At 63.5% G+C, this 21,572-nt stretch carries 19 protein-coding genes; 11 read left to right on the top strand and 8 right to left on the bottom strand.

The features are described from left to right. Positions 1–58: 58 nt before the first annotated feature. Positions 59–259, top strand: a complete 201-nt coding sequence (locus ACIQH5_RS19855; RefSeq protein WP_400406783.1) for a YegP family protein — start codon at positions 59–61, stop codon at positions 257–259. A 26-nt stretch (positions 260–285) separates the two neighbouring features. Here ACIQH5_RS19855 and ACIQH5_RS19850 read toward each other — a convergent pair whose 3' ends face one another. From ACIQH5_RS19850 to ACIQH5_RS19840, 3 genes are read right to left on the bottom strand one after another with little or no spacing between them, the layout of a single operon-like run. Then, positions 286–963 carry a CoA pyrophosphatase gene (locus ACIQH5_RS19850; RefSeq protein WP_062071756.1) on the bottom strand — a complete coding sequence of 226 codons (678 nt, stop codon included), beginning with the start codon at positions 961–963 and terminating at the stop codon, positions 286–288. Further along, positions 960–1,754 carry an endonuclease III gene (nth, locus tag ACIQH5_RS19845; RefSeq protein WP_062071754.1) on the bottom strand — a complete coding sequence of 265 codons (795 nt, stop codon included), beginning with the start codon at positions 1,752–1,754 and terminating at the stop codon, positions 960–962. The genes ACIQH5_RS19850 and nth overlap by 4 nt, the downstream gene beginning before the upstream one ends. 10 nt (positions 1,755–1,764) lie before the next feature. Then, a complete protein-coding gene (locus tag ACIQH5_RS19840) occupies positions 1,765–3,300 on the bottom strand; it encodes a hypothetical protein (RefSeq protein WP_400406781.1) in 1,536 nt (511 codons plus the stop codon). Positions 3,301–3,770: 470 nt separating this feature from the next. Here ACIQH5_RS19840 and acs point away from each other — a divergent pair, with 470 nt between their 5' ends. The 4 genes from acs to ACIQH5_RS19820 all read left to right on the top strand — a co-directional run bounded on the left by acs (position 3,771) and on the right by ACIQH5_RS19820 (position 9,087). Further along, on the top strand, positions 3,771–5,816 hold the full coding sequence (gene acs, locus ACIQH5_RS19835; protein WP_400406881.1) for an acetate--CoA ligase: 2,046 nt from the start codon (positions 3,771–3,773) through the stop codon (positions 5,814–5,816). Positions 5,817–6,016: 200 nt separating this feature from the next. Next, a complete protein-coding gene (locus ACIQH5_RS19830; protein WP_400406878.1) occupies positions 6,017–6,805 on the top strand; it encodes a DeoR/GlpR family DNA-binding transcription regulator in 789 nt (262 codons plus the stop codon). Positions 6,806–6,956: 151 nt separating this feature from the next. Next, positions 6,957–7,724, top strand: a complete 768-nt coding sequence (locus ACIQH5_RS19825) for an ABC transporter ATP-binding protein (protein ID WP_400406876.1) — start codon at positions 6,957–6,959, stop codon at positions 7,722–7,724. Then, a complete protein-coding gene (locus tag ACIQH5_RS19820; RefSeq protein ID WP_400406779.1) occupies positions 7,717–9,087 on the top strand; it encodes an FtsX-like permease family protein in 1,371 nt (456 codons plus the stop codon). The genes ACIQH5_RS19825 and ACIQH5_RS19820 overlap by 8 nt, the downstream gene beginning before the upstream one ends. A gap of 29 nt (positions 9,088–9,116) precedes the next feature. On the opposite strand, the gene ACIQH5_RS19815 is transcribed toward ACIQH5_RS19820, so the two are convergent. Next, a complete protein-coding gene (locus ACIQH5_RS19815) occupies positions 9,117–10,136 on the bottom strand; it encodes a LacI family DNA-binding transcriptional regulator (RefSeq protein WP_400406776.1) in 1,020 nt (339 codons plus the stop codon). A 14-nt stretch (positions 10,137–10,150) separates the two neighbouring features. Continuing rightward, positions 10,151–11,350, bottom strand: coding sequence for a Gfo/Idh/MocA family protein (locus tag ACIQH5_RS19810; protein WP_400406774.1), 1,200 nt, complete (start codon positions 11,348–11,350; stop codon positions 10,151–10,153). Positions 11,351–11,564: 214 nt separating this feature from the next. Between ACIQH5_RS19810 and ACIQH5_RS19805 the strand changes: the two genes are divergently transcribed. The 4 genes from ACIQH5_RS19805 to ACIQH5_RS19790 all read left to right on the top strand — a co-directional run bounded on the left by ACIQH5_RS19805 (position 11,565) and on the right by ACIQH5_RS19790 (position 17,159). Then, positions 11,565–12,527, top strand: coding sequence for a carbohydrate ABC transporter permease (locus ACIQH5_RS19805; RefSeq protein WP_141281104.1), 963 nt, complete (start codon positions 11,565–11,567; stop codon positions 12,525–12,527). A gap of 25 nt (positions 12,528–12,552) precedes the next feature. Continuing rightward, positions 12,553–13,464 (top strand): carbohydrate ABC transporter permease, encoded by a 912-nt coding sequence (locus ACIQH5_RS19800; RefSeq protein WP_062071742.1) that lies wholly within the window; start codon positions 12,553–12,555, stop codon positions 13,462–13,464. Between the two features lie 45 nt (positions 13,465–13,509). Then, on the top strand, positions 13,510–14,850 hold the full coding sequence (locus tag ACIQH5_RS19795) for an ABC transporter substrate-binding protein (protein WP_400406770.1): 1,341 nt from the start codon (positions 13,510–13,512) through the stop codon (positions 14,848–14,850). A gap of 119 nt (positions 14,851–14,969) precedes the next feature. Continuing rightward, complete coding sequence (locus ACIQH5_RS19790) at positions 14,970–17,159, top strand: alpha-galactosidase (RefSeq protein ID WP_400406768.1); 2,190 nt, start codon at positions 14,970–14,972, stop codon at positions 17,157–17,159. Between the two features lie 129 nt (positions 17,160–17,288). Here the strand turns inward: ACIQH5_RS19790 and ACIQH5_RS19785 are convergent, their stop codons facing one another. Next, positions 17,289–17,966: a Crp/Fnr family transcriptional regulator gene (locus tag ACIQH5_RS19785; protein ID WP_011775987.1), complete on the bottom strand. Its 678-nt coding sequence runs from the start codon at positions 17,964–17,966 to the stop codon at positions 17,289–17,291. A gap of 234 nt (positions 17,967–18,200) precedes the next feature. On the opposite strand from ACIQH5_RS19785, the gene ACIQH5_RS19780 reads away from it, so the two are divergent. Together ACIQH5_RS19780 and aroQ are read left to right on the top strand one after the other, a co-directional pair. Then, a complete protein-coding gene (locus tag ACIQH5_RS19780; RefSeq protein WP_400406766.1) occupies positions 18,201–19,385 on the top strand; it encodes a MarP family serine protease in 1,185 nt (394 codons plus the stop codon). 98 nt (positions 19,386–19,483) lie between these two features. Beyond that, entirely contained in the window at positions 19,484–19,948 is a 465-nt protein-coding gene (gene aroQ / locus ACIQH5_RS19775; protein ID WP_400406764.1) for a type II 3-dehydroquinate dehydratase, read from the top strand. Positions 19,949–20,105: 157 nt separating this feature from the next. Here aroQ and ACIQH5_RS19770 read toward each other — a convergent pair whose 3' ends face one another. Then, the gene (locus ACIQH5_RS19770) at positions 20,106–21,017 is read right to left on the bottom strand and encodes an NUDIX hydrolase (protein ID WP_400406761.1); all 912 of its coding nucleotides are present in this window, start codon (positions 21,015–21,017) and stop codon (positions 20,106–20,108) included. Between the two features lie 17 nt (positions 21,018–21,034). Then, entirely contained in the window at positions 21,035–21,571 is a 537-nt protein-coding gene (locus ACIQH5_RS19765) for a RidA family protein (RefSeq protein ID WP_400406758.1), read from the bottom strand. Between the last annotated feature and the right edge of the window lies 1 nt (position 21,572).

Here is a 21,572-nt window from a genome sequence, read left to right as displayed (position 1 = left end):
TGGATAGTTTCACTCTGTGGATAGTTTTTGAAACAGCATCACAAGGGGGAAGCATTCGATGGCTGGCAGGTTTGAAATTCTCAAGGACAACACCGACGGTTACCGGTTCCGCCTGACGGCGGCCGACGGAACTGTTGTGGCTGAATCACCTACGTTCAAGCACCTCGAGGGTGTGGTGGCCGGAATCAACGCCGTACGGGAAAACGCCGCAACTGGTCTGATCGTGGACCGATCGAGCACAGCCCATAAGGCCGCCTAAAAGATGCCTGCCTAAGAGAAGACCGCCTAGAGGTCAATATCCCGCAGCTTGGCCTTGTCCCAGGGAACAGTCCATCCCAGTTCGTCGAAGAGGCCGCTGAGAACCATCCCTGTAAAGCCCCACACCAGCACGCCATTTACGGTGAAACCCGGACTGGTGTACGTGCGGCCGAACCGCGAAATGGTGGCAGTGACCCGGTTGACGGGGTCCAGGAGGTCGCGCACGGGCACCCTGAAGACCTGCGCTGACTCGGCATAATCCACCACCCGAACAGGCGACGGCGCATCCCACCACGCCAGCACCGGTGTCACCCTGAAGTTGCTCCGGATGAGTCCAAGTTCCGGGATGACACCGAGAACCCGGACACCGCTGGCGTCCAGGCCGGTTTCTTCCACAGCTTCGCGGAGCGCCGCACCGATCACGGATTCATCCTCCGGGTCCACGCTGCCACCCGGGAATGCCACCTGGCCCGGATGGTCATCGAGGGTGTGTGCACGTTCCAGCAAAAGGACATCAAGATCGGCCGGCGCGATAGGCCGACCCGACTCGGCAGGAACGTTGTCCAGCACACCAAAGAGCATCAGGACCGCAGCGGCCCGGTTGGTTTCGGGGGTGACGGGAAGCTTCTCCCAGAGTGCCGAGTGCTGTTGCTGACCGTCCTCGAAGCGGGTGACAAGCGCTGACAGTTCCTCAAGCGCGGTCACCCGGGCCTCCTTTGCGATTCCATGCGTATTTCCGCTGCCCTGTGCGTCTCGGCCAGGAGTTTTTCCAGCAAAGCTTCGTTGCCCGGCGCGAGCTCATACTTCAGCAGTTTGGCTGCCTTGACGGGATCCGTTTCGCCCTCGCCATAGCTCGGGCAGAGGCTTGCCACCGGGCAGGCACCACAGGCCGGCTTCCTGGAATGGCAGACCCTGCGTCCGTGAAAAACCACTCGGTGCGAAAGCATGGTCCAGTCGCGGGGTTCAAACAATTCAGCGACGTCGAACTCGATCTTCACAGGATCGTCCGAGGCCGTCCAGCCAAAGCGGCGGGCCAGCCTGCCGAAGTGTGTGTCCACCGTGATACCAGGAACACCGAAGGCATTGCCCAAAACCACGTTTGCTGTCTTGCGCCCGACGCCCGGGAGCGTCACCAGATCTTCAAGGCGACCAGGGACCACGCCGTCGTACTCGTCCACCAGCCGCGTGCTCAGCGCCAGAACGTTCCGCGCTTTGGCCCGGAAGAAGCCCGTGGGCTGAAGTATTGTCTCCAGCTCAACGGGATCCGCCTCGGCCATGGCGCGGGCGTCCGGGTAACGGGCAAACAGGATCTTGGTGACCTGGTTAACCAGCACATCAGTGGTTTGGGCGGAGAGGACCGTGGCCACCACCAACTCAAAAGGGTTCCTGAAATCCAGCTCCGCATGCGCGTAGGGATACTTGTCAGCGAGAACCCTGTTGATCTTGCGTGCCCGGCGTTTGAGCGCGAGCAGCGAACCAGCTTCAGCGATGGCCACGGGGTCCTGCTTAGCCGCGTTCGATGTTGCTGAGCTCCCGGAGGACCCCAACCTTGCCGTCGGTGTCCTGGACCAGGAATTCGTGGCCGCGGTCCTCCAGCGCCAGAACCCATCCACCCGGATCGATGGTGAAAGCCGGGGCGCCTGAGTGTTCGTCGTACGCAGTCCGTGGCTGGCCGACGGCGAACCAGAAAGCCTCATACTGCGGCGAATCGGACTCTTCGGGTCGGCTGGCCGGGTCCACTGTAGCGCCAATCGAGTCGCTCACCCTGCGCGTGTCCCCGGAGACTATGGGCGTTGCCATGGTGGCAGCCCACGGCTGCTGGGCCGCCGGTTGAGACGCCTGCTGAGCGGCGTGGTTGGTTGTAGCGGGCTGCGCCGCGTGCTGGTTTGTAGCGTGCTGGGTGGTGGCAGGCGCGGCCGCTGAACCCGCAGTGGACACCTGGGCTTCCTTCTCGCCGGGCTCGCCAGCCGGCTCGGCCTTCTCAGGCGAAGACGTAGCAGGCGAAGCGCCAGTAGCGGGTTCAGTAGCAGCGGTGCTGCCCGTTGCGGGCCCACTGCCAGGGGTTCCAGTGCTTGCATAGCCGGTACCGTCCGCAGGCTTGTGGTCAGCTGAATGCACGACGGCGGAAGCTTCAGTTGCCGGCGAAGGCGTGGTCCCGTAGCTGGCCGGCGGAGCGAAGGGGCTTGCGCCCGTGGCGGCACCCGCACCCGGAGAACCTGTGGAGGCCGCTGCAGCCGCTGTACCTGAAACGTGCGGAACGGGAGCCTGGTAACCGGGCGTCGATCCCTGGACTCCGTGGGTTGAACTGAATCCGGGAGTTGAACTCTGGAATCCGGTGCTTGAACCTGCGGCGTCGGACGGCTTGGGTGTGTTGGGCGCTTTCGGTGCTTTGGGAGCAGCCGGTTTACGGCTGGGTACTGCTGCCTCGCGGGCGACAACGTGCGCCGGCGTTTCGGCGCGGCCCTTGAAGTCGGCGGAGAGCCACGGAAGATGCGGGGCCAGGACCGTCGCGGCCAGCAGGCCTGCAGAGCCAATCAGGCCCAGAAGTACGCCGCCGTTGAACGAGTTGGCGATGGTCAGGAAGAACAAGGGGAATGCAAAAGAGGCGGTCACTGACGCGAATTGGTCAACGGACAGCGAGCCAATGCGGACGATTGTTCCCGGCTGCAACCTGCGGGCAACGAAGAGTGCCACCACAACCAGCGGCAGGATGATGCCCAGCAGCAGGAAGAACAGGTTGCCCAGGTTCCAGAGGTTGTAGCGCTCCCCGAACATGGGCAGGAGCGAGGCTACGAACATCAGGAGCGTGGAACCAAAAACAGTCAGATCCCGGATGGTGAACGGCCCGGCGACGGCGTCATATTTGGCAGCGTCATTCTTAGGAGCGTCGTTCTGAGCAGCGTTTTCCTTAACTCCTGCGTCCTTCTTGAGGGGAGCAGCGGTGCCACCTGCAGCGTTGCCACCTGCAGCGGTGGCCGTTCCAGCCGCGGTGTCCGGTCCGATCGGGTGTGAGTCGTGCGGGCCTGGGCTCAGCTGGTTCATGTATTTCTCCTTCGTACGGCGGCGCCTTGGACAGTCCGGCCCGGCGACCTCCGCGGAATTTCCGCCGAGAACCGGACACGCCAGAAGTGCGTCCCAAGACTTCTTCAGCCTATGTCACCCCACTGACAGGGTTCTAGCTGAAAACGGCCATACAGCTTCGCCCACAGCAAACTCCAAGGTTCCTTACAGAATGCGATCACCAGTTACCCCGCCAACAGCGGGAGCCTGGTTCCGCCGTCGTGCGTCATGTAAACGGTTCCCCACCACCCAAGCCGCCATTCGTCGCTAAATCCGCGCCGCTCACGGCCGCATTTGTGACGACGCACACGTAGCACTTCGCTAAGCGATAGTGTTGATGCCGGACAGCACTCTGCGGATCCAGAGGAACGCGCTCGACGCCGATGACGGCCCGGGCGGGGACCTCACCTCAGGACCCGCGCAGCAAAGATCGATGAATGATGAGGTTCACCATGTCCCAGGACACCACCGGATCCACGGCCACCGCTGCAGCTTCAACGGCTCAGAACGGTCCGGCCCCACACGTCGAGGCGCTTGAAAACCTCCTCCACGAGAACCGCAAGTTCGCGCCCTCTGCAGAATTCGCCGCAAACGCCGTAACCAGCGCGGACGCCTATCAAGAGGCAGAAGCGGACCGTCCCGCATTCTGGGCCAAGCAGGCCCGTGAACTGCTCACCTGGGACAAGGACTTCACCGAAGCCCTTGATTGGTCCAACCCGCCGTTCGCCAAGTGGTTCGTGGGCGGCGAGGTCAACGCTGCGTACAACGCACTGGACCGCCATGTTGAAAACGGCCTGGGCGATCGCGTTGCCATCTACTTCGAGGGCGAGCCCGGGGACACCCGCACCTACACGTACGCGGAGCTGACCGAAGAGGTCAAGAAGGCCGCCAATGCGTTCGAGTCACTCGGTGTTGCCAAGGGCGACCGCGTGGCCGTGTACCTTCCCATGATCCCTGAGGCCGTCATCACGCTCCTTGCCTGCGCCAGGATCGGGGCCGTGCACTCCGTGGTGTTCGGCGGTTTCTCCGCGGACGCCCTGCGTTCCCGGATCGAGGACGCCGAAGCCAAGCTGGTGGTCACCGCCGACGGCACCTACCGCCGCGGCAAGCCCAGCGCCCTGAAGCCGGCAGTGGACGAAGCCCTGTCCAAAGAGGGTCACACCGTCCAGAACGTGGTGGTGGTCAAGCGCAACGGCGAGGACGTCAACTGGGTGGAAGGCCGCGACCTTTGGTGGTCCGACACCGTAGACAAGGCAGATACCCAGCACACCGCCGTCGGGCATGACTCCGAGCACCCTCTGTTCATCCTCTACACCTCAGGCACCACCGGCAAGCCCAAGGGCATCCTGCACACCACCGGCGGCTACCTCACCCAGGGTGCGTACACGCACAAGGCCGTGTTCGACCTCCACCCGGAAACGGACGTGTACTGGTGCACCGCCGACGTCGGATGGGTCACCGGCCACTCCTACGTCGCCTACGCGCCGCTCATCAACGGCGCCACCCAGGTCATGTACGAAGGCACCCCGGACTCCCCGCACCAGGGCCGCTGGTGGGAAATCGTGGAGAAGTACAAAGTCTCCATCCTGTACACCGCGCCCACCGCGATCCGGACGTTCATGAAGTGGGGCCGGGAAATCCCGGACAAGTACGATCTCTCCTCCATCCGCGTCCTTGGCTCCGTGGGCGAATCCATCAACCCCGAAGCGTGGATGTGGTACCGCGACGTCATCGGCGCCAACGCCGGCAAGAACGGTGAAAAGAAGGACAACCCGGCACCGATTGTGGACACCTGGTGGCAGACCGAAACCGGCGCCCAGATGATCGCACCGCTGCCGGGTGTCACCGCCACGAAGCCCGGCTCGGCGCAGGTTCCGCTGCCCGGCATCGCCGTGGACGTGGTGGACGAAAACGGCGAATCCGTGGCCAACGGCGAAGGCGGCTACCTGGTGGTCCGCGAACCCTGGCCTTCCATGCTGCGCGGCATCTGGGGCGACCCGGAACGCTTCAAGGACACCTACTGGTCCCGGTTCGAGGCCATGTACTTTGCCGGTGACGGCGCCAAGAAGGACGAGGACGGCGACGTCTGGCTCCTGGGCCGCGTGGACGACGTCATGAACGTTTCCGGCCACCGCCTGTCCACCACGGAGATCGAATCCGCCCTCGTCAGCCACCCGTCCGTCGCTGAAGCCGCGGTGGTGGGTGCCGCTGACGACACCACCGGCCAAGCGATCGTCGCCTTCGTGATCCTCCGCGGCGACGCCGTGAACAATGGCGACGAAACCGTTTTGGAACTGCGCAACCACGTGGGTAAGGAAATCGGACCCATCGCCAAGCCCAAGCAGCTGCTGATCGTGCCGGAACTTCCCAAGACCCGGTCCGGCAAGATCGTCCGACGCCTCCTCAAGGACATCGCCGAGGGGCGCGACACCGGCGACGCCACCACCCTGGCCGACCCCGGCATCATGACCCAGATCGCGGATTCCCTCCGCAAGTAAGCAATTCCCGACGGCGCCGCTCACCTCCCGAGGCGAGCGGCGTCGTCGTGCGTTCCCGGCAGTTGCGCGACGTCCACGTGACGCAGGAGTGACGCACCTGTGACGCCGCAGCGCTTGGCCTGCCGCGCTCCGGAAGACTCCAGCCCTAGACTGGAGCCAGACTCAGCCCCATGTTTGACGAGGTTCCCAGAAAGGCCCTGATGCTTCAGGCAGCACGCCACTCCGCCATCATCGACGCAGTCCAGCGCGAACGCGTGGTGCGGGTCTCGGACCTCGCGCAACTGCTGGGAGTCTCGCCCATGACCGTGCGCCGCGACATCGAAGCGCTCGAAGAAGCCGGCCGCGTTGAGCGCATTCACGGCGGAGCCAAGATTCCCGGCGATGCGAGCACCCACGAACCCGGATTTGAACTCAAATCGACGCAGCTGCCCGCGGAGAAGCACGCCATCGCGGTGGAAGCCGCGTCCCTGGTCCAGGAAGGCATGGCGATCGGACTCGGTGCCGGCACCACCACCTGGGCCCTGGCGAAGGAACTCGTCAACGGGCCGCGCATCACCGTGGTCACCAACTCGGTGCGGATCGCAGACCTGTTCCATCACGGCGCCTCTTCCGGCCCGGCACGCTTCGGGTCCACTGTGATCCTGATCGGCGGCGAGCGGACACCGTCGGACGCCCTGGTGGGTCCCATAGCCACGTCCTCGCTGAAGCAGCTCCACCTGGACGTCCTGTTCCTGGGTGTCCATGGCATGGATGCCCACGCCGGGTTCACCACTCCGAACCTGCTGGAAGCCGAAACCAACCGCGCTTTCATGACGTCCGCCCGGAGCACAGTAATCCTGGCCGACCACAGCAAGTGGGGCGTGGTGGGCATCGCCTCGATCGCCAGGCTGGAAGAAGCTGACGAGCTCATCACGGACTCACTCCTTGGTGAGGACGCCCGGCGTGTGCTGGCCGAGAACGTGGCCAAGCTGCGGATTGCCGAAGCCTGACCCAAGTAGGTAGCAGATGAGGTCGTTCCCAGCGCTGAGAACGACCTCATCTGCTACCTACTTGGGTCTCATACCCCGGGTGGAGGCCCGCCCGCAGAGTTCAGCCGCGGGACTGATGCCGCGGAGCATCGCCCGCAGCGATGCTGGATATATGAACGCCATCCTCCACGCCCAGCAGCTCACCAAGCACTACCCCGGCAGCATCGCCCTGGACCACGTCGACTTCACAGCGAATGCCGGCCAGTCCATTGCGATCATCGGCCCGTCAGGTTCCGGTAAGACCACCCTTTTGCACTGCCTCGCCGGAATTTTGAGGCCCGACGCCGGTGCCATCACCTTGAATACTCCCTCTTCGCCTCTGCGGCTGGACACCTTGGGAGATGCTGCGCTGTCCCGGCTGCGGCGCGAGGAGTTCGGTTTTGTCTTCCAACAGGGCATGCTGCTTCCGGAGCTCACTGCCTTGGAAAACGTGGCCCTGGCTCTCATGCTCAACGGCACAGACCGTGCTACTTCGGAGGCCAGGGCCGCTGAGTGGTTGGCGGCCCTCGGCTTGGCCGGGATGGAACAACGCCGCTTGGGCGAGCTCTCCGGCGGACAGGTTCAGCGCGTGGCCATCGCCCGCGCCCAGGTCACCGGGGCCCGGGTTGTCTTCGCTGACGAGCCCACCGGCGCCTTGGATTCTGCCACCTCCAACGAAGTCCTGGACGTGCTCCTGCACTCTGTGGCCGCGAACGGCCGGACACTCCTGGTGGTCACGCACGATCCCAACGTTGCCGCCCGCTGCGAGCGCGTTGTGGAGTTGCGCGACGGCCGGATCGTGGCAGACAGCGGCACAGTTCCGGCTCCCGGCCCGGCCGCGCCAGCTGCGCCCGCCACACATCCAGCCACTGCCAACTTCAAGGGTGCCTTCAATGTCTAGTCTCTCCATGGCCCTGCGCCTCACCCCCTACCTGGCACGAAGCAACGGGAACAGCTTCCGTGAAGCCGGTCTTCGTGACGCCGGGCTCCCCATCCTCGCTTTCGGGACGGTTACGGCCCTGCTGCTCACCGTTGCCGGTGGTTCACAGGTTTTCTGGTCCTGGTCCGACGACATCGCGGGCACCTACCAGGCCCTGGCCGTGGTGGCCATGGTGCTGCTGATCATCCCTTTGTTGACGCTCGGTGCCTCGGCCGCCCGACTCGCCGCCCGCCGTCGTGATGACCGTTTGGCATCCCTGCGGTTGCTGGGCGCCAACAGCGCCACGGTGGTCTGGATGACCGTCATAGAGTCAACCGTCCTCGCGGCCGTAGGAGCTGTGGCCGGCGCGGGGCTGTACGCCTGTGTGGCGCCGTTCCTGGGGTTGATCCAGTTCCGGGGACAAGCAATCGGAAGCCATGCGTGGTTGTCGGTTCCGTCCATCCTCGGCTGCGTGCTGGCCGTCTGTGTCCTTGCAGCGGCGAGTGCCGCCTTGGGGCTCCGGAAGGTTGTGGTGACGCCGTTGGGCGTCCGGACCCGGCAAACGGCCGACGGCGCGCACTGGGTTCGCGGACTCATCGCAGCTGTGGTGGTGGTCATCGGAGTGGTGGCGATGGGGATGCTCAGCAGCTTCGGCGCGTTCATTGTGATCATCGCGGTGATGGGCGGTTGCTTCGGGCTTGCACTGCTGGCGTTGAACCTCATGGGACCGTGGATCCTGCGGCTGCGGGCGTCCTCGCAACTCAAGCACGCCAAGAAGCCTGAGCAACTGCTGGCCGCGCGGACCGTGCTGGAGAGCCCCAAAGAATCGTGGCGGCAAGTTGGGGGCGTCGCGATGACCAGTTTTGTGGGCGTGTTCGTGGGCGTCGGCATGGCGGTGGCGGACACCATGGGAACCGGCGGCGACGCTGAAACGACGCTGCTTGTCCGCGACATCAACACCGGTGTGATGATCACCCTGTTGGGCTCGTTCCTGATGGTCGCCTGCTCTGCGGGTGTGAACCAAGCAGCTGCAGTCCTGGACCGGGCTTCCACACTGGTGGCACTGGACCGTGTTGGGATGCCGCAGAAACTTATGGTGGCGGCGAGGGTCAAAGCCGTGATGTCGCCGCTGTTCCTGGTTGCCGGCATATCCGCAGCTGCCGCGGCTGCTCTGGTCCTTCCGCTCACGGGTGCCGTACTGCTGACCCAGCCCGTGGTGTTCCTGACCATTGGCGGGGTGTTCGCCGCCGGCTTCCTGCTGGTCCGGCTGGCTGTTGCTGCGGGAACGGCGCAGATCAGCCAGGTGCTGGCCCGCCCCGAGCGCTACGCGAGCATGGATTCGTAACCCGGCCAGCCGCCGTCGTCATCCCCAGGTTATTTGCAGCCGCAGGACTGTCGGATGATCAGTTCGGTGGAGAGGATCTGGTGTTGCAGCTCATCGCCGCGTCCCTTGCCCACCAGTGCCTGCACAGCGGCTTGGGCCATCGCCTTGACGGGCTGTGCAACGGTGGTCAGCGCAGGCCAGCTGTATTCGGAGTCCAGGGAGCCGTCGAAGGACACCAACGCCAGATCCTCGGGCACCCTGACTCCTGCCTCGTGAAGCGCCCGGAGGATACCGATGGCCTGCATGTCGTTGCTGGCAAAGATCGCTGTGGGGCGGTTGGCCATGGAGAGGAAGCGCTTGCCTACCTCGTACCCACCCGGGCGGCTGAAGGGACCGTGAAGCATGGGTCCGTCCGGCAGTCCGGCGTCACGCAAAGTGGCCAGCCAGCCCACCTCGCGCCCGTCCAGCTGGTTCCCGGTATTGGTACCGATCGCCAAGCCGATGTTCGTATGGCCGTGGCCAATCAGATGTTCCACGGCGGCACGGGCACCGGCTTCCAGATCAACACCCACGCTGTTGATTCCCGGCGGTGAGCCTGCGTTATTCAACAAAACGGAGGGGATTTCGGAGGCTTCCAGTTCCGTAACGTCGGGATCGAACACACAGCTGGCCAGGAACACCCCGTCCACCTGCCGGGCAGCCAGGGTGCGGATGTTCTTGCGTTCGCGGGTCAGGCTGCCGTCCGAGTTGGTGAGAACCATGCCGAAGCCAAGTTCCGCGGCCGCATCTTCCACAGCATGGGCCAGCTGGGTGAAAAACGGGTTGGTGTTGTCCGGAACCACAACGCCAATGGTTTCGCTGGACCCCAGTTTGAGGGCACGGGCGGCGGCGTTGGGCCGGTATCCGAGGACACGGATGGCCTCCCGAACCTTGGCTTCCGTTGCCGGGGCCACGTTCTTGGGCCCACCGTTCACCACATAACTCACGACGGCGGTACTCACCCCGGCGTACCGGGCCACGTCTTTGCGTGTAACCGGGCCGCGCGAGGTTTGTACCGCCGAAGTTGTCATGAGGTAAATGCTAGCTACTCCACGGGAGCATCACCGAAGTCGCGGATGGGAAGGCGCTCCCCGCCACGGAGCGCGGACTCATGGGCTACGATTCCCGGCAACGTGAACCGGGCCGCAACCCAGGCGTTAACGGGAGGAAGGCTGCGGTTGTTCACGGCGGTGACAAAGTCGTCCACCAGGAATTGGTGGCTTCCTTCATGCCCATTGGGCGCTCCGAGGAATTCCTGGGGAAGCCTGGACTGGTCGTGGACCGGGGACAGCCCGGAGATGAAGGCATCCCGCAACTCCGGCGCCACGTCTGCCAGGGATGGGTCATCCAGAGACATGGTGGGCTTCGTTTCCACCTGCTCGGAGACGTCTTCCACAGTGGACTTGTCCTGCCACACGGTGGTGGTGGCAAGTTGCTCAAAGCTGGCGTCGGTGCCGAAGAAGCGGAAGCGGGACTCCCGGATATGGGAGGGGTACCCTACGCGGCGCATCTCGTTGGTGCGCATCGCGCCGCCGTCGTTCATTTCGAACAGCGCCGTGGCGTTGGAGAAGTCGTTGGCGAACATGCTGACGTCTTTGTCGAAGACTCCGTCGCCCCGCTGGTCCTTGACGCCGATGCAGCTGACACTGACCGCATGGCCGGGGACGGCACCGAGGACGCCGCCTATGGCGTGGGTGGGGTAAAGCATGGGCGGGTAGCTGGCGGTTTCCTTCCACCGGTCTCCGCCGCTGTACTGATACGCCTCGTAGAACCCGAGGTCCATGTCGTGGACGTAGTCGCCCTCTGTGTAGAAGATGCGGCCGAACTTGCCTGCCGCATGTTGTCGCCGGGCGAAGACCGTGGCGGGGTTGTAGTAGCTGGTCTCACCCATCGCGTAAACCAGTTTGGTCTCGCGCACGGCCTCAATGATCCGTTCAATTTCCTCTTCGGAAATGGCCATGGGCACCGCTGAGTAGACGTGCTTTCCAGCGCGCAAGGCCCGCTCTACCAGTGGTCCGTGAGTCCAACGCTGCGTGAAGATGGCGACAGCATCGACGTCGGAGTCCAGCAACTCTTCAAAGCTGCCCAGCACGCCGTCCAGTCCCCAGCGTTCCTGCGCCGCAGCGGCCCGCTCAGGGAGTTCATCTATTGCATAAACCGCGCTGACGCCCGGGTGGAGCTTGAACAGGTGGGCGAACTGGCTGCCGAACTGCCCGGCACCCACAACCCCGATCGAAAACGTCATTGTTTACCTTCCCTGGGACTGCCGAAGCAGCCTCCGCCGTGTCCTCATGTGACTGTCCTGTCGAGTTTTGCATCGGAATCTACTCGAGTCAATAAAAGCAACAAAATTGAACATTTTTCATCAAAAAATGGCGACAGCGCTTGCGCTCATCAAATCTACTCGTGTAGATTCACTCCCAGTTGTTACCCACATCACAGTCAGGAAAGGGTCGACGATGACCACGCTAACCAAGCAACCAGGCAATGCCTCGGGGCGTTCCGGGAGCCATAACGGCCGCAAGCCACAGCCCGCCAAACGGAGCATGACCAGCCGCCTCGGTGATCTCAGAATCGCCCTCTTCTTCATCTTCCCGGCCGTCATCGGCTTCGTTGCGTTCTTTCTGATCCCCACCATCCGCGGCATCTACCTCAGCTTCACCGAGTACAGCATCCTGGGCGAGCCAACGTGGATCGGCATAGATAACTACACGGCCATCTTTGCCGACGAACTCTTCTGGAACGCCATGGGCGTCACGCTCCAGTACGTGGGCCTGAACATCGGCTTCCAAACGGTCATTGCTTTGGGACTGGCGTTGCTGATGCACCGGGTGGCAAAGTCCACTTTCGTTCGCGGCGCACTCCTGCTGCCGTTCCTGGTGGCCAACGTCATTGTGGCCCTGCTCTGGTTCTGGATGCTCGACTACCAGCTGGGCATCGTCAACGAGGTCATGAGCTGGGTGGGGCTCCCCCGCGTCGCCTTCTTCGGCAGCGAACAGTGGGCCATCCCCACCATCGCCTTCGTGAACGTGTGGCGGCACATGGGCTACACGGCCCTGCTGATCTTCGCCGGCCTGCAATCCATCCCCAACCACCTCTACGAGGTAGCAAACCTCGACGGCGCGTCCCCCACACGGACGTTCTGGAGCGTCACCATGCCGCTGCTACGCCCCGTGTTGGTGCTGGTCCTGGTGGTTACCGTCATTGGTTCCTTCCAGGTCTTCGACACCGTAGCCGTGACCACCAACGGTGGACCCGTCAACGCCTCCCGCGTGATTCAGATGTACATCTACCAAAAAGCCTTCGGCGAGTCCGACTTCGGCTACGCCTCCGCCCTGTCCGTGATCCTGTTCGTCATTCTCGCCCTGGTGGCCTTCGTGCAAATGAAGTTCCTCAAGGGCAACGAATCGGACCTGGACTAGGCCGGACAAGGACCAAGGAACCGCCATGACTACTTCAACCCTGCCTCGAAACGACCGCAAGAAGCCGCTCAACTGGCGACGCATCGGCGCTTGGGCGCTGGTGGCCGTCGCCCTCGCCGTGACCATTGCCCCGTTCCTGTGGATGCTGCGGACGGCGCTGTCCAGCAACAGTGCCCTGGCCTCCAACGCCGGAAACCTGCTGCCGGCCGACTTCAGCTGGGGCGCCTTCAAGCGCGTCCTCGGGCTGCAAACCACCGAAGAGGCCATCGCCGACGGAGGCTCCGGTGCCGCCATCAACTTCTGGCTCTACCTCCGAAACTCCGTCATCTTCGCCACCATCACCACCGCCGGCCAAGTGTTCTTCAGCGCCATGGCTGCCTACGCCTTCGCCCGGTTGCGCTGGCCCGGCCGGAACAAAGTGTTCGCAGTCTTCCTGACCACCATGATGGTCCCGCCGATCTTCACGGCGCTGCCCAACTTCCTCATGATCAAGAACCTCGGCCTGCTCAACACCATGGCCGGAATGTCCCTGCCATTCCTGTTCATGACCCCGTTTGCCATCTTCTTCCTGCGCCAGTTCTTCCTCAGCATGTCCCGCGAGGTTGAGGAGGCGGCAATGCTCGACGGCGCCAAGCACCTGCGCATCTTCTTCCAGATAGTGCTTCCCAATGCCGCCGCCCCCATCGCCACCCTGGCGCTGCTGACCTTCATCGGCCAGTGGAACGAATACTTCTGGCCGCTGCTGGTGGGCCAGGACGAGAGCGTCCGGGTGCTCACCGTGGGCCTGAGCGTCTTCAAATCCCAGTCCCCGCAAGGCGCCCTCGACTGGTCCGGACTCATGGCCGGAACCCTCGTGGCAGCTTTGCCGATCTTCCTGCTGTTCATCGCCTTCGGCAAGAAGGTAGTCAACTCCATCGGATTCTCCGGAATCAAATAACCCCGCTGTGAAAACACCTGTGAAAGAATCCCCGAAAGGTTCGCTATGAAGAAAACCCTCGGCGTCGCCGCTGCTGCCGCCGCCATCGCTTTGACCCTGTCCGCCTGCGGAGGCTCCTCCCCCACCTCCACAGAGGCCAAAGGTGAAATCAACTACTGGCTCTGGGACGCCAACCAGCTCCCCGCCTATCAGCAATGCGCGGATGATTTCACCAAGGCCAACCCGGACATCAAGGTTAAGATCACCCAGCGCGGCTGGGACGACTACTGGACCACGCTGACCAATGGCTTCGTGGCCGGTACTGCACCGGACGTGTTCACCAACCACCTGTCCAAGTACCCGGAGTACGCAGCCAAGAAGCAGTTGCTCTCCCTGGACGAGGCTGTGGAGAAGGACGGCATTAAGCTGGACGCCTACACCAAGGGCCTCCCCGAGCTCTGGGTGGGTCAGGATGGCAAACGCTACGGCCTCCCGAAGGACTGGGACACCGTGGGCCTGTTCTACAACAAGGCCATGACAGACGCTGCCGGAATCAGTGCAGAACAGATGGCCAACCTGGACTGGAACCCCAAGGATGGCGGCAGTTACGAGAAGACCATCGCGCACCTGACCGTGGACAAGAACGGCAAGCGCGGGGACGAAGCAGGCTTTGATAAGAACAACGTGGCCACCTATGGACTGGGCCTGACAGGCAGCGGCTCCGGCCAAGGGCAGACGGAGTGGAGCTTCCTGACAGCAACCACCGGCTGGACTGCGACGGACAAGAACCCGTGGGGTAGCAAGTTCAACTACGACGACCCCCGTTTCCAGGAAACCATCGCTTGGTGGGCCGGACTGGTGGACAAGGGCTACATGCCCAAGCTGGAGACCACCGTGGGTGCCAGCATGCCGGACAGCTTCGGAGCTGGTAAGTCTGCCATCAACACCAACGGGGATTGGCTGATCGGCCAGTACAAGACCTACAAGGGGATCGAAACAGCCTTCGCCCCCACGCCCAAGGGCCCTGACGGCAAGCGCGCTTCCATGTTCAACGGCCTGGCCGACTCCATCTGGGCCGGCACCAAGAACCCCGGAGCCAGCGTCAAGTGGGTTGAATACCTGGGCTCCACAGCATGCCAGGACGTCGTAGCCAGCAAGGCTGTGGTCTTCCCGGCCATCGCCAGCTCATCCGAGATCGCCGCGAAGGCCTTCGCGGACAAGGGCACAGACGTTACCGCCTTCACCACCCATGTGAAGGACGGCACCACGTTCCTCTTCCCGATCGCGGACAAAGCCGCCAAGGTTGACGGCATCATGAAGCCGGCCATGGATGCTGTGCTCTCCGGCAAGAAGCCGGCATCGTCATTGACCGAAGCCAACAACCAGGTCAACAATCTCTTCAAGTAGCCCCACCCGCTTCAACCCACCCGTTGTGGGGCCCGCTCTGCGCCTTATTTTCCGCACGAAGCGCGCAGAGCGGGCCCAACATCACGTCCCTCCTCCCGATCCCGAAAGCGACTTCATACATGCACCCGCTCCATCTCCGTTCCACAGGTACCAGCCTGGTGATCGCCACCCTCCGTGGAGAGGCTGAGATCATCCACTGGGGAGCCGACGTGGGAGATACGTTGCCGGACCTGGCCATCCTCAACGAACCCATCCCGCCGTCCTCCATCGACGCAAACGTCCCCGCCGGGCTCCTCCCGCAGGCGTCGTCGTCGTGGCAGGGACGCCCGGGGCTTCGAGGTCACCGCATCACGGACGGCGTTCCCGGCTTCGATTTCTCGGTTCGCCTGCGCGTGGTGAGTGCGACGGCGGATGGCGGCACAGCCGTGATTGTCCAGTCGGATCCCGACGCCGGTATCACCGTGACCAGCAACCTCACCTTGCACCCGGGCGGGCTTCTCGAACTAAAGCACACGGCCAGCAACCACGGTACGTCGCCTTTCCAGGTGGATGAGTTGGCCACGATGCTCCCGGTGGCGCGCGACGCCGTCGAACTTTTGGACCTGACCGGCCGCTGGTGCCGGGAACGGCACCCACAGCGGCGGGCCATTCAGCAAGGAACCTGGGTCCGCACGGGCCGGCACGGCCGCACCGGGCATGATTCCTCACTGCTGCTGGCCGCAGGAACTGCGGGCTTCGGGAACCGGCACGGCAAGGTATGGGCCACGCATCTGGCCTGGAGCGGGAATCACGAGCAGTTTGCGGACAACGTTGCGGACGGGCGAACCATGATCGGCGGTTCCGAGCTCCTGGGGCCAGCCGAAGTAGTTCTGCAGCCCGGCGAAAGCTACACCACCCCTGCCCTGTTCGCCGCGTACTCAGACCGTGGGTTGGATGGAATTTCCGAGGCGTTCTACGCGTGGTTCCGTGCGCGCCCGCACCATGTGGGCGCTGTGTCCGGAAAGGCCCGCCCAGTGGTCCTCAACACCTGGGAAGCGGTGTACTTCGACCACAATCTGGAGACGCTGATCGAACTGGCCGAGTCCGCTGCGGACCTTGGCGTTGAGCGTTTTGTGCTCGACGACGGCTGGTTCCGCGGGCGCCGCGACGACCACGCCGGGTTGGGTGACTGGTACGTGGACGAGACCGTCTGGCCTGAAGGGCTGACTCCGTTGATTGATGCCGTGACCAGCCGCGGCATGGAGTTCGGGCTGTGGGTTGAGCCGGAAATGGTCAATATGGATTCCGACATCGCCAGGGCACACCCGGAGTGGATCGTGGGGCCCTCCGCTGCATCCCACAAGGACGGTGGCCGCCTGCCGCTTACGTGGCGGCAGCAGCACGTGATCGATCTGGTGAATCCGGACGCCTGGCAGTACATCTACGACCGCATGGACACCCTGCTGCGTGAGAACAACATCAGCTACCTCAAGTGGGATCAGAACCGCGACCTTCTGGAGCACGGGCATGCGGGGCGAGCTTCCGTGCATGAGCAAACCCTGGCGGCGTACCGGCTTTTTGACGCCCTTCGTGCAGCCCATCCGGGTGTCGAGATCGAAAGCTGTTCCTCCGGCGGCGCGCGTGTGGACCTCGGCATTTTGGAGCGCACCGACCGCATCTGGGCCTCTGACTGCAACGACGCCTTGGAGCGGCAAACCATCCAGCGATGGACCGGGATGGTGGTGCCGCCGGAGTTGGTCGGCGGGCACATCGGACCCACTACTTCGCACACCACCGGGCGGACGCACGACCTGTCTTTCCGAGCCATCACGGCCCTGTTCGGTCACTTCGGCATGGAGTGGGACGTCCGCTCCGTCGCCGGAGAGGAACGCGCAGAACTCAAGCGCTTCATAAGCCTCTACAAAGAACACCGTGGCCTCATCCACAGTGGCCGAATAGTGCGGGCCGATGTGCCGGACGAGTCACTGATGGTGCACGGCGTGGTTGCTGATGCTGAGGGGTTCGACGGCGGCATCCCGGTTGGTGCCACGGCGGCGCTTTTCGCTGTGGTCAAAACGCGGACGGGGTTCGCTGAACAGGTAGGCCGGGTGGCGATCCCGGGGCTCGATCCCTCGCGCTCATACCGTGTGGAGGTGATCTTCCCTGCAGCGGGGGACGCAGACTACGGGCACACCTTCATCGAAGCGAAACCAGCACCTTGGCTGGCGTCGGGGGCTGAAGCTACTGGACGGTTCCTGGGCGAGGTAGGCCTGCCCATGCCGGTCCTGAACCCGGAGCACGCCATCCTGCTGCGGCTCAAGGCCCTCTGATCCTCGCTCACATCCCTCGGGCTTGAGCCCAACCCTCGCTCACATCCCCCGTGCTTGAGCCCAACCCTCGCTCACATCCAACAAAAAAGCCGCCCCGGCGAACACCGGGGCGGCTTTTTCGTAGCTGTTTTAGCGTGAGCGCTGGCGAAGGCGCTGCATGTCCAGGATCACCACGGCGCGGGCTTCCAGGCGGAGCCATCCGCGCTGGACGAACTCGGCCAGTGCCTTGTTCACGGTTTCGCGGGAAGCGCCAACCAGTTGGGCCAGTTCCTCCTGGGTGAGCTCGTGGGCAACCAGGACGCCGTCGGTAGCCGGACGGCCAAAGCGGTCTGCCAGGTCCAGGAGGGCCTTGGCAACACGGCCCGGGACGTCGGAGAAGACGAGGTCGGAGAGGGAGTCGTTGGTCCGGCGAAGACGGCGGGCCAAAGCCTGCAGCAGCTGCGCGGAAACCTCGGGGCGCGTGCGGAGCAGCGCGTTGAGGCTTTCGTTCTTGAGGCCGGCCAGGCGGGTTTCCGAAACAGCGGTGGCCGTAGCGGTACGCGGGCTGGGATCGAACAACGCCATTTCGCCGAAGAGCTCACCCGGGCCAAGAATGGCCAAGAGCGACTCGCGGCCGTCGGGGGACGTGCGTCCGAGCTTTACCTTGCCGGAAACGATGAAGTAGAGCTGGTCACCCTGGTCACCTTCGCGGAACACCGAAGCTCCACGTGAAAGGTCCACCTCGGTGAGTTCGTCCGTCAGCAAGCGGAATGCGTCGTCGTCAAGGGTGGCGAAGAGGGGTGCGCGGCGCAATACCTCGATGTCCATGAAATCTCCTGAATATAAGTTTCGGTCGTGGCGCTCAGGCCATTGTTTCAGAATTTTTAAGCTTCTGTGACGTACTTGGCACGTGAAACGCTGAAATGGCGCGGTTTTCGGGGCATCCGGCCCACTCTGAAGCCTCTCACAGGGATATTAACGGCTCCTTACCGTGACCGGACTAACGGTTTGCTGTCAGGGTGGACATCTAGAATTGGCGCTACCCGGCTATGAGGAGCATTGGTGTTTGGCTTGACGATATTGGATTTGGCATTGATTTTGATGCTCCTGTCCTACCTGATCTATGGCCTCCGCAATGGATTCATGGTCACACTTGGTGGAATCGCGGGATTCGTCATTGGCGCCATTGCCGCGTTCATGGCAGTTCCGCTCGTCAGCGGCTGGGTGACCGACAGCGGCTGGAGGCTGACCGCCACGGTGGGTGCCGCCGTCGTGCTTATAGCGTTGGGCCACGGCCTGGGCACCATGATCGGGCGAAAAGTCCGCCACGCTGTGCGGATCAAGCCGTTGCATGCCGTGGACCGGTTGATCGGTGGCGTGGTGAGCGTGGTGGTGGCCGCGCTGGTGATGTCCATGCTGGCGTTCAGCATCAGTTCGCTGGGTGTGCCGTTCGTTTCGCAGCAGTTGGCCGAGTCCCGCGTCATTCGCTACATCGACAACCTGACGCCTACGCCCGTCAAGAGCACCATGGCCCAGCTGCGGTCTACGGTGATCGGCGACGGCATACCGAAGCTCATTGAGGGAATCGGCCCCGTCACTCCGGTGCCCGTTCCCAACGAGTCAACAGACACTCCCGCCCTGAACCAGGCCGCAGATTCCGTCCTGAAGATCGCAGGAACCGCGTTCGAATGCGGGCAGAACCAGACCGGCTCCGGATTTGTTGTCTCGCCCGGGCGCGTCGTCACTAATGCTCACGTTGTGGCGGGCGTGTCGCAGCCGGTGGTGGAAGTTCCCGACGGCGGCGCGTTGCCGGGTCGGGTGGTGTACTTCGACTCCCAGCGGGACATTGCCGTCCTGGCCGTGGATGGCTTGCAGTCCAGCCCGCTCCCTTTGAGCGCCGACCTCGCTGTAGGCAGCCCGGCCGCTTTTGCGGGGTACCCGCACGGCGGTCCCTTCCAATCCAAGCCGGCAACTGTTCAAGGTATTTCCACCATTCTGGTTCCGGATATTTATGGCAACAACCCTTCGCCCGCGCAGGTTTACCGGCTGGCGGGCGACGTTCAGCCGGGCAACTCCGGCGGCCCGTTGCTGACCATGCAGGGGCAGGTGGCCGGGCTGATCTTCGCCAAGACCACCACTGACGCTGCTCTGGGCTTCGCGCTCACCATGGAGGACCTGGAACCGGTAGCCGCGCAGGCGCCTGGCCTCAGCAGCCCCGTCTCGGCCGGTCAGTGCACCCGTAAGTAACCAAACGCTCTCTCACATCGTGGCTGTTTTTGGGGCACCCTCGCTCACCTTGTGGGCGCAATTCCCGGACGCTCCTGCACCGCTATAGATTGGGAGCCATGACTGACGCTACTCCCACCACCGAAACCGGTCGCGGCACCATCCTTGTGATCAACGGCCCCAATCTGAACCTTCTGGGCACCCGTGAACCCGAGAAGTACGGCACGTCCACTCTGGCTGACGTAGAGCAACTGGCCATGAGCGCAGCCGCCGCCCACGGCTTCACTGTTGACTGCGTGCAGTCCAACCATGAGGGCGACCTCCTGGACGCCATCCACGCAGCGAGGGGCACCGCCGTCGGAATTGTGATCAACGCCGGCGCATACACTCATACGTCCGTGGCGCTTCGCGACGCCCTGGCCGCTGTGCAGCTGCCCGCCGTCGAGGTCCACATCACCAATGTGCACCAGCGGGAAGAGTTCCGCCACCATTCGTACCTGTCCGGAGTGTGCAACGCGATCATTGTGGGCGCGGGTGTGTTGGGCTACAAGCTGGCCATCGATTACTTGGCTGACTCGGTCTGACGTTCCCAGATGTGAGCGAGCGTTGAGCTCAAACCCGAGGGACGTGAGCGAGCGTTGAGCTCAAACCCGAGGGACATGAGCGAGCGTTGAGCTCAAACCCGAGGGACGTGAGCGAGCGTTGAGCTCAAACCCGAGGGATGTGAGAGAGGGACCGGGGTCAGCGTTCGCGCTGGGGTTCCCCTGCGACGGTTCGGGCTGCTTCGACCTCGAGCATCAGGATTCCGCCCTCGTCCACCAGCTTCGCCTGGTACACGTGTGCTTTGCGTTTGTAGCTCAGGTACGCGATGCAGCCGTTGGCGTTGGCCATCTTTTCGAGCATGATTTCCGAGCCCGGCACCAAGAGTTCGCCGAGCTTGAGGCCTACGGTGTTTTCCTGGCCCACCTCGTCACCGAGTGCTGGGGTATCCCGCATGGCGATGGCTTGGGCGGCACACACCCAGCGCCCCCACACGCCCTTGCTGCCCAGGATGCTGGGCTGCTGGTTCACGGGGACCGTGGCGGCGAAGTAACGGGTGTTGAAACGCGTGTGGGCAAAGTCAGGGCTGAGCCAGTTCACCAGCGGCTTCAGGAGGTCGGTGCGGAGGGACAGTCCGCGCTTGGACAGCATCTCCGTGAAGGACTTCTCCTGGGCGGCCACAGCTTCACGGGCGCGCATCCAGTCAATGGTGGAGTTGGCTTCAACCGTGGACGACGCGTCAGGGCCCGCAAGCAGGACTCCCGTTTCTTCGAAGAGTTCACGGATGGCGCCCACCACGTGACGGCGGGCGAGTCCGACGTCGTCCGTTCCCATCTGCTCAGCCCAATGCTGAGGTGAGGGGCCCAACCAACCTACGGGGTCGTCGTCGGACGGGTCCAAAGAACCGCCGGGGAACGCGACGACGCCCAACGGCGAGGAACCTGGCCTGTATCCAAGCCAGGTTTCCAAGCCGGTGGGCGAATCGCGCAACAGCACAACGGAGGAGGCGTAGCGGGCGGCCCTGGGGGTCCGTTCGCCAAGCTCAAGCCAGTTCCGTGCTGCCCCTTCGAGTTCCGGGGGCAGTACGAACAGACGGCGGGCAAGCTGCGGCAATTGGGTGAACCGGTTCCTTAGCTGAATTCAGCGATGAGCTCGACTTCAACGGGAGAGTCGAGCGGCAGGACAGAAACGCCGACGGCGGAGCGTGCGTGCTTGCCGGCGTCGCCGAACACCTGTCCGAGAAGTTCCGATGCACCGTTGATAACACCGGGCTGGCCGGTGAAGGTGGACTCGGAGGATACGAAACCCACAACCTTGACGATGCGGGTGACGCGGTCAAGATCGCCGATGACGCTCTTCACTGCGGCCAAGGCGTTGATGGCACAGACGGCTGCGTAACGCTTGGCGTCTTCAGGGTCGACGGTGGGTTCGTCGGACGTAGCCAACTCGCCGAGGGATACCTTGCCCGTAGCTTCGAGTTTGCCGTTAATAAAAGGCAGCTGTCCGGAGGTGTAAACGTAGTTGCCGGAGACGATGGCAGGTACGTAATCAGCCACCGGCGCGGCCACCTCGGGAAGGGTCAATCCGAGCTCGGCCAGACGCTGCTCAACAGCAGACGTGGGGGCTCCGGATTCCGCGGCAGACGTGGTTTCTGCGGGGGTTGTCATG

Origin of the sequence: Paenarthrobacter sp. NPDC091711 (assembly GCF_044756605.1) — a bacterium.
Lineage (GTDB): Bacteria > Actinomycetota > Actinomycetes > Actinomycetales > Micrococcaceae > Arthrobacter.
The sequence above is the reverse complement of the archived record's forward strand: the minus strand, read 5'-3'. Positions and strand labels throughout refer to the sequence as shown.

What these genes read in the sequence shown, in the direction of transcription:
- ACIQH5_RS19855 (WP_400406783.1), top strand. Translation starts at nt 59, where the DNA reads ATGGCTGGCAGGTTTGAAATTCTCAAGGACAACACCGACGGTTACCGG.
- ACIQH5_RS19840 (WP_400406781.1), bottom strand. Translation starts at nt 3,300, where the DNA reads ATGAACCAGCTGAGCCCAGGCCCGCACGACTCACACCCGATCGGACCG.
- acs (WP_400406881.1), top strand. Translation starts at nt 3,771, where the DNA reads ATGTCCCAGGACACCACCGGATCCACGGCCACCGCTGCAGCTTCAACG.
- ACIQH5_RS19830 (WP_400406878.1), top strand. Translation starts at nt 6,017, where the DNA reads ATGCTTCAGGCAGCACGCCACTCCGCCATCATCGACGCAGTCCAGCGC.
- ACIQH5_RS19825 (WP_400406876.1), top strand. Translation starts at nt 6,957, where the DNA reads ATGAACGCCATCCTCCACGCCCAGCAGCTCACCAAGCACTACCCCGGC.
- ACIQH5_RS19820 (WP_400406779.1), top strand. Translation starts at nt 7,717, where the DNA reads ATGTCTAGTCTCTCCATGGCCCTGCGCCTCACCCCCTACCTGGCACGA.
- ACIQH5_RS19815 (WP_400406776.1), bottom strand. Translation starts at nt 10,136, where the DNA reads ATGACAACTTCGGCGGTACAAACCTCGCGCGGCCCGGTTACACGCAAA.
- ACIQH5_RS19810 (WP_400406774.1), bottom strand. Translation starts at nt 11,350, where the DNA reads ATGACGTTTTCGATCGGGGTTGTGGGTGCCGGGCAGTTCGGCAGCCAG.
- ACIQH5_RS19805 (WP_141281104.1), top strand. Translation starts at nt 11,565, where the DNA reads ATGACCACGCTAACCAAGCAACCAGGCAATGCCTCGGGGCGTTCCGGG.
- ACIQH5_RS19800 (WP_062071742.1), top strand. Translation starts at nt 12,553, where the DNA reads ATGACTACTTCAACCCTGCCTCGAAACGACCGCAAGAAGCCGCTCAAC.
- ACIQH5_RS19795 (WP_400406770.1), top strand. Translation starts at nt 13,510, where the DNA reads ATGAAGAAAACCCTCGGCGTCGCCGCTGCTGCCGCCGCCATCGCTTTG.
- ACIQH5_RS19790 (WP_400406768.1), top strand. Translation starts at nt 14,970, where the DNA reads ATGCACCCGCTCCATCTCCGTTCCACAGGTACCAGCCTGGTGATCGCC.
- ACIQH5_RS19785 (WP_011775987.1), bottom strand. Translation starts at nt 17,966, where the DNA reads ATGGACATCGAGGTATTGCGCCGCGCACCCCTCTTCGCCACCCTTGAC.
- aroQ (WP_400406764.1), top strand. Translation starts at nt 19,484, where the DNA reads ATGACTGACGCTACTCCCACCACCGAAACCGGTCGCGGCACCATCCTT.
- ACIQH5_RS19765 (WP_400406758.1), bottom strand. Translation starts at nt 21,571, where the DNA reads ATGACAACCCCCGCAGAAACCACGTCTGCCGCGGAATCCGGAGCCCCC.